Raw genomic sequence first — 14,701 nt, 5'->3', positions numbered from 1 at the left:
CGAGAATCTTCCGTTCTGCAAACCCTCAGCGGCTTTTTTTTCTTTCTTTTTTTTCTCCCCGAACCTGTCGTCCTGGCCTATTCCCTGGCTTCGTTTCCGAAGCGGGTGCAAAGGTAAGAAACTCTTTCCGCTTTGCAACACTTTCTTTTATTTTTTTCTTCCGCCCATTCGGCAAGAGAACCTCCTCTTCGGAAGGGGCTGCAAAGGTAAGAACATTTCCTCTCTTGGCAAGCAACTCTCAGGATTTTTTTTTCAAGCTTTCCCCCGCCCAACCGGCAGGGAAACCCTCCTTTTCCGAAGGGGCTGTAAAGGTAAGCAGAACTTCCCGCTTTGCAACGCTTTTTCATTTTTTTCTTCCGCCCAGCCGGCGGAACAACCTTCTCTTCGGAAGGGCTGCAAAGGTAAGAAGCTCCTTTCACTTTGCAACACTTTTTTCTTATTTTTTCTCCGCCCATTCGGCGGAGCAACCTCCTTTCCCGAAGGGGCTGCAAAGGTAGCGAACTATTCCGGGACCGCAAGGGACGGGAGAAGATTTTTCCTGTTGAACCCGCTTAAGCCCGGCCTCATAGGAGGCTTCCCGGCCGGCGCCTAGGAAAGAACCAATCCCGATGCCCCGATGTTCAACTGGGAGCAGTTTTTTTCCTCTTACCTCTATTATCCTGTCTGGAATCTTGGGGCAAACCATAAATACAGGTAAACCACCTTCAAACTTCAGTACTAATCTACATTCTTGTTAAATGAAAAGGGAGTCTCACTTTATTAGCAAGACTCCCTTTTATACATGAGATGAGATTACTTCACCAAAGTGCTTTTTCTATCTGGGCCAACACTTATAATGTTTACGCTTACTTCTAGTTGCTCTTCCAGGTAGGCCACATACTCTAATACGGCGGCAGGAAGCTCCTGATAGCTTTCGTACTTCCTTAGTTCTTCGCCCCAACCTTTCATACTCTTGTACACGGGGGTGATATCTGCCTTGTCCATGTCATGAGGTAACTGGTCTGTCAAGGTGCCGTCAGCCAGTTTATAGTGGGTGCACACCTGAATCTCTTCAAAGTCATCCAGTACATCTGCCTTCATCATGTTCAGTTGGGTTACGCCATTAAGCATAATCGCGTATTTCAGCGAAGGCAAGTCAATCCAGCCGCAGCGGCGCGGACGGCCCGTGGTGGAACCAAACTCTCTTCCGGCCTGGCGAATCCTCTCCCCTACTTCATCATGCAACTCAGTTGGGAAAGGGCCGCTCCCCACACGGGTGCAATAGGCTTTGAAGATGCCGTACACTTCCCCAATATGGCGGGGTGCAATTCCTAAACCGGTACAAGCCCCGGCTACCAAAGTGTTAGAAGAGGTCACAAACGGGTAGGTACCAAAGTCAATATCCAGCAGGGAGCCTTGCGCCCCTTCGGCCAGGATTCGCTTTCCGTCTTTGATGGCCTGGTTGATCATGTACTCGGAATCTACCAAGGTGAAGGTGCGCAGGAATTCTATGGCACTGAAGAATTGCTCCTCCAGCTCTTCTATTTCCAGCGACTTTTGGTAAAAAGAGGCTATTTTCTCATGCTTGGCAACCGTGATTTGGTAGCGCTCTTTGAAATCTGGCAGCAAGGTATCACCAACCCGTAGGCCGCTCCGGCCAATCTTATCTTGGTACGCAGGCCCAATCCCTTTTTGTGTGGAACCGATTTTGGAAGTGCCCAAGGCTTCTTCGGAGATCCTGTCCAGGCTTTTGTGCGAAGGAAGGATCAGCTGGGCTTTTTTGGAAATAAAGAGGTTCTGCTTTACGTCAATCCCTCTGGCGGCCAGTTTCTCAACCTCGGTGCGGAACACGATGGGGTCTAGCACCACCCCGTTCCCGATGATGTTGGTGATGTGCGCGTGGAAAATACCAGATGGTATTTGGTGGAGCACGTGCTTGGTCCCTTCAAACTCAAGGGTGTGTCCGGCATTTGGTCCACCCTGGAAACGGGCCACCACGTCATACTGAGGAGCAAGGACATCAACGATTTTTCCTTTTCCTTCGTCGCCCCACTGGAGGCCTACTAAAATGTCAACTGGCATTTAAAGTGATTCTTTAAGAAGCTGAACGGCATTGGTGTCATTTTCAGCAATGGTGAAGATGGCGTTCAGTTTTGTAATGATTAATAATTTACGAATGTGCTCAGACGGATTGATCAGGATGAGTTCCCCGCCCCTGTTTCTGAATTTGGTTAGCAGCGATACCAAGACCCCAATACCGGTGCTGTTGATAAACCGAACATTGGAAAGATCCACCGCCGAAAGGAGTAGGGATTCATCAATGGTGCTATTGGCCAGATCCATGAGCCGTTGGGTCTCTGGTCCCCCAATCATATCGCCCTCCAACCGGATGATCAGAACATTGTTCTCTATAACATGATCAATTTTCATGAATGGGTGCGTTTAGCTTGGCCTGGCAGTCGCCACAGATGCCGTACAAATTTAGGGAGTGGTGCAGAATATTAAAATTGAGCAGCTCTCCTACCATGGTTTGGATGTTGTGCACTCTTGGGTCACAGAACTCTACCACTTTGTGGCATTCGGTACAGATCACGTGGTCGTGCTGCCGGCGGCCGTACGATTTCTCATACTGCGCCAGGTTGCGCCCAAATTGGTGCTTGCTTACCAGGTCGTTCTCTACCAGTAAGTCAAGGGTATTGTATACGGTGGCACGGCTCACCTGGTAGTTCTTGTTCTTCATGCTGATGTAGAGCGACTCTACATCAAAGTGGCCGGTGCGGGAATAAATCTCTTCTAAGATAGCATAGCGCTCCGGGGTCTTCCGGAGGCCCTTGCTCTCTAAATAGGCGGTGAAGATCTTCTTCACCTCCATGAATCTTGCTTCATCTAGTGCCATACGCCTTCTTCTGCTGCAAACTTAACAGTTTTAAACTGTAATGCTAAAACTCTTAACAATTGGGGAAGAGTTCAGTTTGGGCAACCACCAGGTGGTATCCTCTTTAACCCCATCGTTTTACAACGGGGAATACCTTCCTTTCCGCATGGTTCACCTCCTCCCACCTGTTCAACCCCTACCTGTTATTCTTTCCTGGATTTCTGCAGCTACCCAGCTACTAAGTAAATTAAGAATGGTTAGGCAGCTTAGCTCCCTAACCCTCAACTATGTGCTCTAAGTGAAGTATCGGCGGCAAGCCCAATATAGAGGGTAACTCCCTAACAAGGCAGGCCTACGCACCCACTACTAAAGCCGAAATCATTTTTTATAAAAAATATGCAACCCAGATAGGGGTAAAAAAATGAAGCCCTGTCTAAAGAACAGGAATGCAACTAAAGAAGTGTTCAGAAAGGCCTTTCAAACATTTGTGAGTTCTACCATGCAAGCGGGAAATCCCCGCTGCGCAAAACCAAGAGGTTTGCCGGGTAGGCTGTTCCCATAACATCATTCAACCCCTTAAAAGTATTACAATTATGAAAAAGTCAACCCTGATCAAGGGCATGAGCATGCTTTCTGTTGCCGCAATGGTAGGTTTGTCGTCCATGACCGTTTCTGCGCAAACCAAAGCCAAAACCCCCGTGGCTACAACCCAGTCAAAGCCGAAAACCACTTCTTCCCCAACGGCTAGCGCCACCAAAGCAAAACCGGCTACTGCCTCCACTGCTCAGGCGAAACCCAAAGCTCCGGTAAGAGCCACCACCCAGGGTAAGCCCAAAACCGCTGCCTCCACCCAGAAGAAAGCCACTGCCCAGCCCGTAATAGCGGCAGCCCCGGTTCAGGCCGCGGCACCCGTGACGGAACCGGCAGTTGCACCAGCCAGAGAAGCCAAAGCGGCCAAAAGACAGACCGCAGCCGCCTTTGAAGGAGGCACCAACGTCATTGGCTTTGGCTTTGGATTGGTAGACAACCTGGAGTACTCAGGCCGCCGCAACGGGGCAAAAGTGCTGAAACCGCTGACCTTTTCTTATGAAAGAGGCTTGAACGTAGCCGCAGGACCCGGTACCATTGGCGTGGGCGGGGTGTTCTCCTACTCTCACATCAAGTGGGAGGAAGACTACAAGTATTCTGTCATGTACTTTGCAGCCAAAGGAACTTACCACTACAACTTCACCCAGAACGACAAACTGGACACTTACGGCGGCTTAACGCTGGGCTACGCCCGGGTGAAGGTAGACTGGGGAGAAGACTCCAGCTTCGGGAGCTATGACGCCAGCGAGGGCGAAGTGAAAGTTGGGGTGCTAGCGGGTGCCCGGTACTTCTTCACCGAAAGCGTGGGAGCCCACGTAGAGCTGGAATCTGGCCCTATGTCGCATATCACCATTGGTTTGAACTATAAATTCTAAGTCTAACGTAACTACTTGTTTTAAGGCTGATTTCCCAAAAATCGGCTTAAAACATGCTCACTCATCCTTACCCTAAAAACAGAAAACCCGGTGCAGGACCGGGCTTTCTGTTTTTAGGGTGTTTTCCAGAATTAAGAGTCAAAACGGTCAACGCTGAGCACGCCGTTCACCCGCAGCAGTTTCTGAATGAGCTTCTCCAATTGGGCAGTGTCGTTCACAAACACCATGAGGCGGCCTTCAAACACGCCGTCGTGCGAGTCAATGGTGATGGAGCGCATGTTCACCTTAAGGGAGTTGGAGATCACTTTGGTTACGTCGTTCACCAAGCCTACCCTGTCGGTTCCTTTGATGGTGATGCCCGCCAGGAACGAGAGCTCCTGCTGGCCGGTCCATTTGGCCTTTACTATGCGGTGCCCGTAGTTTGACATCAACTCCACGGCCTTGGGACAGGTGGTGCGGTGAATGGTGATGCCGTGGTCCTCGGTCTGGAAGCCGAACACATCATCGCCGGGAATGGGGTTGCAGCAATTGGCCAGCTCGTAGTCAATCTTATCGGTGCCGCCGCCAATTACCAGCAACTGGGAGTTGATGCCCCTGATCTTCTCCACCTCGCGGTCAAACACTGACCCCTCCAGCAACGACGCCGGACGGTATTTCTCGCTCTGCGGGTTGAAGATGTACTCCTTGATTTCCTTCAGGTCAATCAGGTTGACGGCTACTTTATAGTAGAAGTCCTGTAAGGAGGGCGCGTTGAAGTACGCTGCCAAGCGGTTGAGGTTCGCCGCTGAGGGCTCAATGGACAATTGGCGCAGCCGCTCCTCTACCTGCTGTTTACCTTCCTCGGCCTTGCTTTTGCGCTCTTCGCGTAAAAACTCCTTTATTTTAGAGCGCGCCTTGGAGGTGGTTACAAACTTGAGCCACTCGCCGGTGGGTTTCTGTTTCTGCGAGGTCAGAATTTCTACCTGGTCGCCGTTGTGCAGCCGGTGACTGAGCGGCACCAGTTTCTGGTTCACCTTGGCCCCCAGACTCTGGTAGCCAATGTGGGTGTGGATCTCAAAGGCGAAGTCCAGGGCGGTGGCCCGGTCTGGCAGAATGATGAGCTCGCCTTTGGGCGTAAAGACAAAGACCTCCTCCACAAACAGGTTGGTGCGGAACTCGTCCAGGAACTCAATGGCGTTGGTGTTGTTCACGTCCAGCATGTCGCGCACCTTGTTGATCCAGTTGTCCAGACCCGACTCTGACGGGCCGTTGCTACCGGTCTTGTACTTCCAGTGGGCCGCGTATCCGCGCTCGGCAATATCATCCATGCGCTTGGTCCTGATCTGCACCTCCACCCACTGGCCGGTCTTGCTCATCACCGTGGTGTGCAGGGCCTCATACCCGTTGGCCTTGGGCGTAGAGATCCAGTCGCGCAGGCGATCTGGGTTGGGCTGGTAAAAGTCGGTGATGATGGAGTACACCCGCCAACAGGCCGGCTTTTCCTGCTCATACGGCACGTTGAGGATGATGCGGATGGCAAACAGGTCATAGATCTCCTCAAAGGTGACGTTCTGCTTCTTCATCTTCTTGAGGATGGAGTAGATGGACTTGGGCCGCCCCTTCACCTCAAAATCTTTGAAGCCCTGCCGCTTCAGCTCTTCCTCAATGGGGCCAATAAAGTCAGCGATGAACTTGTTGCGGGCCGCCTTGGTCTGCCTGATCTTGTTGGAGATGTACTTGTAGGTCTCGGTGTCGGTGTACTTGAGGTGCAGGTCTTCCAGCTCAGACTTAATGGCGTACAAACCCAGGCGGTGGGCCAGCGGGGCGTACAGGTACATGGTCTCAGAAGCAATCTTCAGCTGCTTGTCTCGGGCCATGCTGCCCAAGGTGCGCATGTTATGCAGGCGGTCGGCCAGTTTGATGAGGATCACCCGCACGTCGTCTGAGAGGGTGAGCAGCATCTTCCGGAAGTTCTCGGCCTGCTGGCTGGTGCCGTACTCAAACACCCCCGAGATCTTGGTGAGCCCCTCAATGATCTTGGCCACCCGGGGCCCGAAGTCGCGCTCAATGTCGGCAATCTCCAGGTCGGTGTCTTCCACCACGTCGTGCAGCAGGGCCGCCACAATAGAGGTGGTCCCCAGACCAATCTCCTCTACCGCAATCTGGGCCACGGCCAGGGGGTGCAGGATGTAAGGCTCGCCCGATTTGCGGCGCATGTCTTTGTGGGCCTCCAGGGAGGTGTTGAAGGCCTTCTTGATAATCTTGGCGTCATTGTCCTTGAGAAAAGGCTTGGCGTGACGCAGCAATTTTCTATAATGACGCAGAATTTCTTTCCGTTCTGCTTCGTGATCAATCATACGGGTAGGTACGGCAGAATTGGCGACAAACCAAGGGCCGGCGCGTTTTCTGCTACTTTTTTATAAATTTCAACAAAAAAAACGAAAGAGAGTTGCATTAACAAAAAAGACTTTGCTACATTTGCAGCACCATTACGAAACGCACATAATGCGGATGTGGCGAAATTGGTAGACGCACTAGACTTAGGATCTAGCGCTGCGAGGCATGGGGGTTCGAGTCCCTCCATCCGCACAAAGAAAAACCCTCAATCCCAACCGGGGTTGAGGGTTTTTCACTTAATAACCGTCGCACAACTTAATAACTGATAGCCTTGAATATCACCCTGAATCAAACCGATGGCCAGAATGCCAGCCTGAAAGTAAGCCTGCAAGAGGCGGACTATGCTGCCCGCGTAGACGAGCAAATCAAAGAATACAGCAAGAAAGCCAACATCAAAGGTTTCCGCCCCGGCAAAGTACCGGCCGGTTTGATCCGCAAGATGTACGGCAAAGGCATTCTGGTAGACTCTATCAACCAGATTCTGCAAGAGTCTGTGAACAACTACATCAAAGACAACAAACTGCGCATTCTGGGCGAGCCGCTGCCAGACCGCCAGGACGAGAACGCCATTGACTGGGATACCCAGAAGGAGTTTGAGTTCAGCTACTCTGTGGGGCTGTTGCCAGAGTTTGAGTTGCCTTTGAACGAGATCTCTGTGGACCGCTACAACATTGAAGTAGACCAGACCACCGTAGACGAGGCGTACGAGCAGATGCAGAACCAGTTTGGCCAGACCACCAACCCAGAGGTTTCTGAAGCCAACGACTACCTGTACGGCGAGCTGAAGCAAACCGAAGGCGGTGACTTCAACACCAAAACCCTTATCCCTCTGAACAAAGTGGTGGCGGGCGTGGAGAAATTCGTGGGCGTGAAGCCCGGCGACACCCTCACGTTTGACCTGCGCGAGGCGTTTGGTGATGACAACGCTGCCCTGGCCCACGTAACCGGCCTGAGCAAAGACGTAACCGCCGACCTGAAAGGTACTTTTGAGTTCACGGTAGAGAAAATCAACCGCACCGAGAAGGCCGAGATGAACCAGGAGTTCTTTGACAAGATCTTCGGGCAGGGCAACGTGACCACCCAGGAGGAATTTGACGCCAAAGTTCGCGAGGTGATCAAAGAAAACTATGAGCGCGAGGCCGAGAACCAACTGGACCGCGCCATCATTGACCAACTGGTAGAGAAAGCCTCCATTGAGATCCCCAATGAGTTCTTCAAGCGCTGGTTAACCGTTACCAACGAAGGCAAAATCACGCCAGAGCAGATTGACGAGTTCTACGACCAGTACGTGAAAGAGCTGAAGTGGTCCATGATCCGCAACAAAGTGGTGGAGGAGAACGACATCACCATCAAGAACGAAGACGTAGTGAACAGCGCCCGCCAGAAGATGATGGCCCAGTTCAACATGCCAGAGGTGCCCGAGGAAATGGAAGAAACCTTCAACAACTTCCTGGACAACCACTTGAAGCAGAACAACGGCCGTAACTTCGTGAACGAGTATGAGGCCCTGGTAGCAGAGCGCGTGCTGGAGTTCCTGAAAGAAAAGATCACCATCACTGAAAAAGACGTAACCGCCGAAGAATTCCGCAACCTAGTTGGGGCATAATCGGTAGTATAGCTTACTTAACGAAAAAGTCCTTACCTTTTGTTAAGGACTTTTTCGTTTTTAAACGGCTCGCATTGGCCCTCCCCGGGCAAGAATTCTGAGAAGTAGAGAGAACGCCTCGTGCACCGTTATCCGGCCATTATGGCAGGAAAAAACAAAAAACCGTTTTTGGCCTGATTTTGGGAAAATAACCCCAGAACAGGAAAACGCCGGTTTCCTGTTTTGTTCACCTTGTAACCTACTTGTTTCTTTTTAAGTTAAGGCCATCTAAATAGAACCCTTATGTACAATAAAGAAGAATTCAGAAAATTTGCCGTGAAAGGCCTGGGCATGAGTGGCCTGGGCGTTGACCAATACTTAACCCACATTGAAAGCACGGCGCGCCTGCAGCCCACCAGCATGACCCGCTCGGTGATTGAGGAGCGCCCCACCAATTTCCGCGAGATTGACGTGTTCTCCCGCCTCATGGTAGACCGCATCATTTTCCTGGGCACGCAGGTAGATGACTACATCGCTAACATTATCACCGCCCAGTTGCTGTTCTTAGAGTCAGCAGACTCTAAGAAAGACATTCTGCTGTACATCAACAGCCCCGGAGGCTCAGTGTACGCCGGTTTGGGTATCTATGACACCATGCAGTACGTGCAGCCAGATGTGGCCACCATCTGTACCGGTCTGGCCGCCTCTATGGGAGCAGTTTTATTATGCGGTGGTGCCAAAGACAAGCGCTCTGCCCTGCCCCACGCCCGTGTCATGATTCACCAGCCCATGGGCGGTACGCAAGGCCAGGCCTCAGACATTGAGATCACCGCGCGCGAGATCCTGAAGCTGAAGAAAGAGCTGTACGAGATCATATCCAGCCACAGCGGCAAATCTGTGGAGCAGGTAGACAAAGACTCTGACCGCGACTACTGGATGATTGCGCAGGAAGCCAAGGAATATGGTTTGATTGATGAGGTGTTAACTCGTCACAAAGCCTAAGCCCAACCGCTTTGAGCAGAAAAGGCCCGCCCCAGTGCGGGCCTTTTTTGTTGCCCAACTTTTTTTAGGCCCTGCCCTACGGCCAAAGTGCAACCTCCCTGGGCGCTGAGAGGCTGTACAGCCCGTTCTTCCTCAATCAGATACAACATATACTATATTTTATAATAGACTAGTTTACAGTTAGTTCCTGCCCCCATGTGGACAGTTTGTAGAAAAATATTTTACCGGAGTGCTTAACCAATTTTGTACCTTTGCCGTAGCTGCCCCATCTTAGAGGCAGAATAGTACATCCCACCCTTGGTTTATGGCAGAAATTACGTGCTCCTTTTGCGGAAAAAATAAGAAAGAGGTGTCTGTGATGATCTCAGGCATCAATGCGCATATTTGTGAGCGTTGCATTGGACAGGCCCAGCAGATTTTGAATGAGGAGAACCGGTTACGCGCCACCAACCGCGCCCCCAAGTTTAACCTGATCAAACCGCGCGAGATGAAAGCGTACCTGGATCAGTTTGTGGTAGGCCAGGACGAGGCGAAAAAAGTAATGTCAGTGGCGGTGTACAACCACTACAAGCGCCTCATGCAAAAGCCCAAGGCCGATGATGTAGTGATTGAGAAATCCAACATCATCATGGTGGGCGAAACCGGTACCGGCAAGACTTTCCTGGCCCGCATGCTGGCCGGTATTCTGCAGGTGCCGTTCTGTATTGCCGATGCCACCGTACTGACCGAGGCCGGCTACGTGGGCGAAGACGTGGAAAGCATCCTGACCCGCCTTCTGCAGGCCGCCGACTACAACGTGGAAGCCGCCGAGCGGGGCATTGTGTACATAGACGAGATTGACAAGATTGCCCGCAAGAGCGACAACCCTTCCATCACCCGCGACGTGAGCGGCGAAGGCGTGCAGCAGGCCCTCCTGAAACTGTTGGAAGGTACCTCGGTGAACGTGCCCCCGCAGGGTGGCCGCAAGCACCCCGAGCAAAAGATGATCTCGGTGAACACAGAGAACATCCTCTTTATCTGCGGCGGCGCGTTTGTGGGCATTGACCGCATCATCAAGAGCCGCCTCAACACCAAACCCATCGGGTTCTCTTCCACCAACCTGGAGGAAAAACTGGATACCGAGAACTTCCTGCGCTACATCACCTCCCAGGACCTGAAATCCTTCGGTTTGATTCCGGAGCTGATTGGCCGCCTGCCAGTGGTCACGCACCTGAACCCGCTGGATAAAGAAACCCTGCGTCTCATCCTCACCGAGCCTAAAAACTCCCTGGTAAAACAGTACAAGCGTCTGTTTGAGATGGAGAACATCAACCTGGAGTTCCCAGACGACACCCTGGAGTACATTGTGGAGAAAGCCTCTGAATATAAGCTAGGCGCCCGCGGCCTGCGCTCTATCTGCGAAGGCATCATGACCGACGCCATGTTTGACCTGCCGTCTGACGAGCAGGAAGGCACCAGCGACCTGGTCATCACCCTGGACTACGCCCGGGAGAAATTTGAGAAATCTTCTTTCAAGAAACTGAAGGTAGCCTAGCCGGCACCATAAGAGCCACCTTAAAAACAGAGGCCTCCCTTACACCAAGTAAGGGAGGCCTCTGTTTTTAAGGTGGTTTTCCGTTTTTAGCCGGCTTTTAGGAAAAGGAGCTTAAAATGCGCCTTTCAAAGATTTACCAACTCCTTGCGCCGCTTTGTCTTCCCGCAGGTACTGCACCATCAACTTGGCGGCCGTCTCAGAGGTGTTGAAGTCGCCAATCAGTTGGCGCACGCGCTGGTAGCCCTCCAACTGGGCAGAACGGCCATCGGGGTTGTTCAGGATATTCTTTAGCTCACGCACCAGGTTCTGGGCGTTCATGTCGTTCTGGATCAGCTCAGGCACTACCTTGCGCCCGGCTATGAGGTTCACCAACGAGATAAACGGAACCTTGATCACGGCCCGGCCAATCCAGTAAGAGATGGCGCTGGTACGGTAACACACCACCTGGGGCACGTTGAACATGGCCGTTTCCAGGGTGGCGGTGCCAGACGTAACCAGCGCGGCATCGGCATGGGCCAGGATGTCGTAGGTTTGGTCGTAGACTATTTTGATGAACGGCTTGCGGTTGAAGTGCTCGTAGTATTCCCGGTCAAAGTTACTCACCGCCGCCACCACAAACTGGTAGTCCTGGAATGGCGGCAGGATGCTGAGCATGATGTAGAGGATGTTCTCTATCTCCTGCTGGCGGCTGCCCGGCAACACCGCAATAATGGGGCGCTTGTCCAGGTCGTTGTCTTGCCGGAAGTTGCGGTTTACCTGGTGGGCCGCCACCGCGTCTGACACCGGGTTGCCCACGTAATCGGTTTTATAGTCAAACTGCTGGTAGAAGTCTTTCTCAAAGGGCATGATGACAAACATCTTGTCTACCAGGCGCTTGATCTTGTGCACCCTTCCCTGGTTCCAGGCCCAGATCTTGGGCGAGATGTAGTAAAAGACCTTGATCCCGTTCTCTTTGGCGAACTGGGCAATGCGCAGGTTAAACCCGGCGTAGTCTACCAGAATGACCACGTCTGGCTGGTAGCGGAGCAGGTCTTCCTGGCACTCGCGCAGAAAACGCTTGATCTTGAACAGGTTCTTGGCAGCTTCCAGAAAGCCCATGAAGGCCATTTCCTGGTAATGCTTCACCAATTCAGCACCGGCCGCTTCCATCATGTCGCCGCCCCAGCAGCGAATGTGGGCCTCAGGGTCTTGCTGATGCAATTGCTTGATCAGGTTAGAGGCGTGCAGGTCGCCCGAGCGTTCTCCGGCAATAATGTAGTACTTCATTGAAAGTAGTCTGAACGGTAACAGGGCTCTGACAATAAAAAGCCGATATCGCCCCTAACACAAAGCCTATGCCAGAAAGGAGATAAACACCTGATATTGTTTTACTTGCGTAGAGTTACAGCCTTGTTCTTCTAAGATTAGGAGGTGGTAAAGGTGTTATTCGCCAAAATATTCCACAAAGTTACGGGGGGTCTCATACAGCTTTAAGCTGTGCAGCTGCGCACTGGAGATACGCGGAATCTGGGGCTGCAGGATGTTCCAGAACTCCATCACCAGGTTTTCGGTGCTGGCCAGTTTGCCCTCCATGAAGGCAACGTCCAGGTTGAGGTTCTTGTGGTCTACCTTTTTGATGATGTGCTCCCTGATGAGGGTGCTCAGCTTCTTCAAATCTATCACAAACCCTGTTTCAGGATCTGGCTTCCCCTTCACCGTGACAATCAGTTCATAGTTATGCCCGTGCCAATTGGTGTTGGCGCACGGCCCAAACACTTCCTTGTTCTTCGCCAATGACCAATTGGGATTATGCAGCTTGTGCGCCGCGTTAAAATGCTCTAATCTGCTTACGTATACCATTAACTGAATCGGTAGTTCTTTCTTCGCAGCAAATATACGAAGAAAGGTACACCAAAGAACGAAGTAATAATGCCCACGGGCATTCCGGCCGGCGGGTAAATCATTCTGGAAATCAAATCACAACCCACCAGGAACAGCCCCCCGGCCAGGGCGCAGGCCACCAGGTTAAACCGGTTGGTGGTACCCAGCAAGGCCCGGGTGAGGTGCGGCACCATCAAGCCCACAAACCCCACCGGCCCCGAGAAGGCTACCGCAAAGCCTGTCACCACCGAGACCGCCAGCAGCATGACCCACCGGATCTTTCTGACATCCACCCCCAGGGTCTGGGCCCGCTCGGCACCCAGCAACAGCACACTTAAATGTCGCTGCAGAAAGAAGAACAGCAAAAGTCCCGCCGCCAGGGCCGTAGCCGGATAGCCCAGGTTGCCCCAATCGGCTTTCTCAAACCCGCCCAGGCTCCAGAACACCACCGATTTCAGCTGGCTCTCTGACTCTGAGAGAAACATGATCAGGCTAACCAAGGCGGTGAGCAAAGAACTAAGTGCCACCCCTATCAGCAGCATCTGGCTGGGTATCAATTGCCCGCGTTTGGTGCCCAGCACCACCACCACCAGCGTTACCAGAAAAGAACCGGCAAGGGCAAAAAAAGGCGGCAGGTACAGGCCCATAAAGGTAAGATCGGCGAAGAGGAAGAAACTGAAAGACGCGCCCAGAGATGCTCCGGAGGCCGTGCCCAGTAAATAAGGATCAGCCAGGGCGTTGTTCACCAGGGCCTGCATGAGGTATCCCGAGAACGCCAGGGAGGCGCCGGTCAAAAAAGCCAGCAACAACCGGGGCAGGCGCAGGTGCATGATGCTGTAATGCGCGGCATTGGTAGCATCATAGGCGGTGAGGGCCTGCCAAACGGTAGGGTACGGCGTGTCAATGCTACCCACGCGCAGGGCCAGAAACCCGGTCAGGCCCAGGAGCAGCACCAAGGCTGCCAGCAATGCCCAGGTTCTGCTCACCAGATGACCCGTTTAAGTTCGGCAATGCTTTCCACCACCCGCGGGCTGGGCCTTGACATCAAATCATCGGTGACGGGATAGATGCGCTTGTTCCTATACGCCTTGATGCGCCGCAGCTCAGGGTACAGCGAGAAGAACGATTTCTCGAACTCGGCGAAGCTGCCGCCCACTAGCACGTCGGGGTCTAGTTGCAGGATGTACTCGCGGGTGAGCGCCGGCGATTGCTGGGCAAACACCTCGGGCACGGCGTTGTCGGCGCCAAGGTAGCGCAGTTTATCGGTGAAGATGGTGTTGCGCCCGAACACGTAAATAGGATCATGCCAGATCACGGCCAGCACTTTGGGCCGCTCCTTTGCGGGCGACGGCGACACGGCAAGGCTCTGGAGTTTTTGCCGCAGGGTGTCCAGCACGGCCTGCGCGGTCTGCTCCCGCTTCAGCAACCGGCCCAGGGTCTGGAGACCGCGCAGCACATCGGCCACGCTGTCATACGCCTGAAAGTACACCGGTATGCCCATCTTCTGCACCTGGGCGGCTACTTCGGCAGAAATAATGCCCTCGGTGGCAAACACAACTTGAGGCCTAAGGGTTAAGAGCCGCTCGTAGTCCATGGGGTAGTTGTTCACCACGGGTTTGGAGAGCACGGCCTTGGGGTAATCACAGTGTTGGGTGCGGGCCACAATGGTGGCGGTGTCAGCCACGGCGTACAGCATCTCGGTCATGGAGGCGTCCAGGCCCATGATGCGTTTGGGCTGCACGGGCAGCGTCACCTTCCGGCCCAGGTCGTCAACCACGGTGTGGGTGGCTGCGGCCGGGACCGATGTTTTTTTAGGCTCGCACCCACTCACCAGCACCAGCCAGCCGCACAGCAGCATACTGAAAACGGAGAACGGGCGAAGCAGAAGCAACGGAGATCTGGTCATAGATGGGGCCAAAGATACAGCATTTGCCCGAAGCTGGAATTCTCCCCCTACCCGAAGCGCTGTTTCTGGGCTGTTTTCCCGAAAGTAGCCCAGAAACAGCGCCATGCCCCAAAGGCCCGTT

The 14,701-nt window shown here is 53.0% G+C and carries 13 protein-coding genes and 1 tRNA gene; 6 read left to right on the top strand and 8 right to left on the bottom strand.

Annotated features, from left to right (window positions below):
- Nucleotides 1-497 (top strand): hypothetical protein (locus JT718_RS12655; RefSeq protein ID WP_205503057.1); only part of this gene is annotated, 497 nt, incomplete at its 5' end.
- A gap of 295 nt (nt 498-792) precedes the next feature.
- On the opposite strand, the gene JT718_RS12650 is transcribed toward JT718_RS12655, so the two are convergent.
- The 3 genes from JT718_RS12650 to JT718_RS12640 are packed head-to-tail and all read right to left on the bottom strand — an operon-like array spanning nt 793 to nt 2,875.
- Nucleotides 793-2,061 (bottom strand): adenylosuccinate synthase, encoded by a 1,269-nt coding sequence (locus tag JT718_RS12650; RefSeq protein WP_205503056.1) that lies wholly within the window; start codon nt 2,059-2,061, stop codon nt 793-795.
- The gene (locus tag JT718_RS12645; RefSeq protein WP_205503055.1) at nt 2,062-2,409 is read right to left on the bottom strand and encodes an STAS domain-containing protein; all 348 of its coding nucleotides are present in this window, start codon (nt 2,407-2,409) and stop codon (nt 2,062-2,064) included. It abuts the gene before it with no gap.
- Nucleotides 2,399-2,875, bottom strand: a complete 477-nt coding sequence (locus tag JT718_RS12640) for a Fur family transcriptional regulator (RefSeq protein WP_205503054.1) — start codon at nt 2,873-2,875, stop codon at nt 2,399-2,401. Before JT718_RS12640 ends, JT718_RS12645 begins: the two co-directional genes overlap by 11 nt.
- 572 nt (nt 2,876-3,447) lie before the next feature.
- Between JT718_RS12640 and JT718_RS12635 the strand changes: the two genes are divergently transcribed.
- On the top strand, nt 3,448-4,317 hold the full coding sequence (locus tag JT718_RS12635; protein ID WP_205503053.1) for a hypothetical protein: 870 nt from the start codon (nt 3,448-3,450) through the stop codon (nt 4,315-4,317).
- A gap of 131 nt (nt 4,318-4,448) precedes the next feature.
- On the opposite strand, the gene JT718_RS12630 is transcribed toward JT718_RS12635, so the two are convergent.
- Nucleotides 4,449-6,653 carry a RelA/SpoT family protein gene (locus JT718_RS12630; RefSeq protein WP_205503052.1) on the bottom strand — a complete coding sequence of 735 codons (2,205 nt, stop codon included), beginning with the start codon at nt 6,651-6,653 and terminating at the stop codon, nt 4,449-4,451.
- Between the two features lie 150 nt (nt 6,654-6,803).
- Here JT718_RS12630 and JT718_RS12625 point away from each other — a divergent pair.
- From JT718_RS12625 to clpX, 4 genes are all read left to right on the top strand, one after another.
- A tRNA-Leu gene (locus tag JT718_RS12625) sits at nt 6,804-6,885 on the top strand.
- 79 nt (nt 6,886-6,964) lie between these two features.
- Nucleotides 6,965-8,299 carry a trigger factor gene (tig, locus tag JT718_RS12620; protein ID WP_205503051.1) on the top strand — a complete coding sequence of 445 codons (1,335 nt, stop codon included), beginning with the start codon at nt 6,965-6,967 and terminating at the stop codon, nt 8,297-8,299.
- A 282-nt stretch (nt 8,300-8,581) separates the two neighbouring features.
- Complete coding sequence (locus JT718_RS12615) at nt 8,582-9,280, top strand: ClpP family protease (RefSeq protein ID WP_205503050.1); 699 nt, start codon at nt 8,582-8,584, stop codon at nt 9,278-9,280.
- A gap of 304 nt (nt 9,281-9,584) precedes the next feature.
- Entirely contained in the window at nt 9,585-10,814 is a 1,230-nt protein-coding gene (clpX, locus tag JT718_RS12610; RefSeq protein ID WP_205503049.1) for an ATP-dependent Clp protease ATP-binding subunit ClpX, read from the top strand.
- Between the two features lie 111 nt (nt 10,815-10,925).
- On the opposite strand, the gene lpxB is transcribed toward clpX, so the two are convergent.
- The 4 genes from lpxB to JT718_RS12590 form a co-directional block, all read right to left on the bottom strand.
- Complete coding sequence (gene lpxB / locus JT718_RS12605) at nt 10,926-12,080, bottom strand: lipid-A-disaccharide synthase (RefSeq protein WP_205503048.1); 1,155 nt, start codon at nt 12,078-12,080, stop codon at nt 10,926-10,928.
- Between the two features lie 156 nt (nt 12,081-12,236).
- Complete coding sequence (locus JT718_RS12600; RefSeq protein WP_205503047.1) at nt 12,237-12,653, bottom strand: 6-pyruvoyl trahydropterin synthase family protein; 417 nt, start codon at nt 12,651-12,653, stop codon at nt 12,237-12,239.
- Complete coding sequence (locus tag JT718_RS12595; protein ID WP_205503046.1) at nt 12,653-13,660, bottom strand: FecCD family ABC transporter permease; 1,008 nt, start codon at nt 13,658-13,660, stop codon at nt 12,653-12,655. Before JT718_RS12595 ends, JT718_RS12600 begins: the two co-directional genes overlap by 1 nt.
- A complete protein-coding gene (locus JT718_RS12590; RefSeq protein ID WP_205503045.1) occupies nt 13,657-14,580 on the bottom strand; it encodes an ABC transporter substrate-binding protein in 924 nt (307 codons plus the stop codon). The genes JT718_RS12595 and JT718_RS12590 overlap by 4 nt, the downstream gene beginning before the upstream one ends.
- Nucleotides 14,581-14,701: the final 121 nt, after the last annotated feature.

This window comes from Rufibacter psychrotolerans (genome assembly GCF_016924645.1).
Taxonomy (GTDB): Bacteria; Bacteroidota; Bacteroidia; order Cytophagales; family Hymenobacteraceae; genus Nibribacter; species Nibribacter psychrotolerans.
This window is presented reverse-complemented; position numbering and strand designations above follow the sequence as displayed.

Bases quoted from the DNA above. Each gene is read 5' to 3' on its own strand.
- clpX (WP_205503049.1), top strand. From the start codon at position 9,585: ATGGCAGAAATTACGTGCTCCTTTTGCGGAAAAAATAAGAAAGAGGTG.
- JT718_RS12630 (WP_205503052.1), bottom strand. From the start codon at position 6,653: ATGATTGATCACGAAGCAGAACGGAAAGAAATTCTGCGTCATTATAGA.
- JT718_RS12615 (WP_205503050.1), top strand. From the start codon at position 8,582: ATGTACAATAAAGAAGAATTCAGAAAATTTGCCGTGAAAGGCCTGGGC.
- JT718_RS12590 (WP_205503045.1), bottom strand. From the start codon at position 14,580: ATGACCAGATCTCCGTTGCTTCTGCTTCGCCCGTTCTCCGTTTTCAGT.
- JT718_RS12600 (WP_205503047.1), bottom strand. From the start codon at position 12,653: ATGGTATACGTAAGCAGATTAGAGCATTTTAACGCGGCGCACAAGCTG.
- JT718_RS12640 (WP_205503054.1), bottom strand. From the start codon at position 2,875: ATGGCACTAGATGAAGCAAGATTCATGGAGGTGAAGAAGATCTTCACC.
- JT718_RS12645 (WP_205503055.1), bottom strand. From the start codon at position 2,409: ATGAAAATTGATCATGTTATAGAGAACAATGTTCTGATCATCCGGTTG.
- JT718_RS12635 (WP_205503053.1), top strand. From the start codon at position 3,448: ATGAAAAAGTCAACCCTGATCAAGGGCATGAGCATGCTTTCTGTTGCC.
- lpxB (WP_205503048.1), bottom strand. From the start codon at position 12,080: ATGAAGTACTACATTATTGCCGGAGAACGCTCGGGCGACCTGCACGCC.
- JT718_RS12650 (WP_205503056.1), bottom strand. From the start codon at position 2,061: ATGCCAGTTGACATTTTAGTAGGCCTCCAGTGGGGCGACGAAGGAAAA.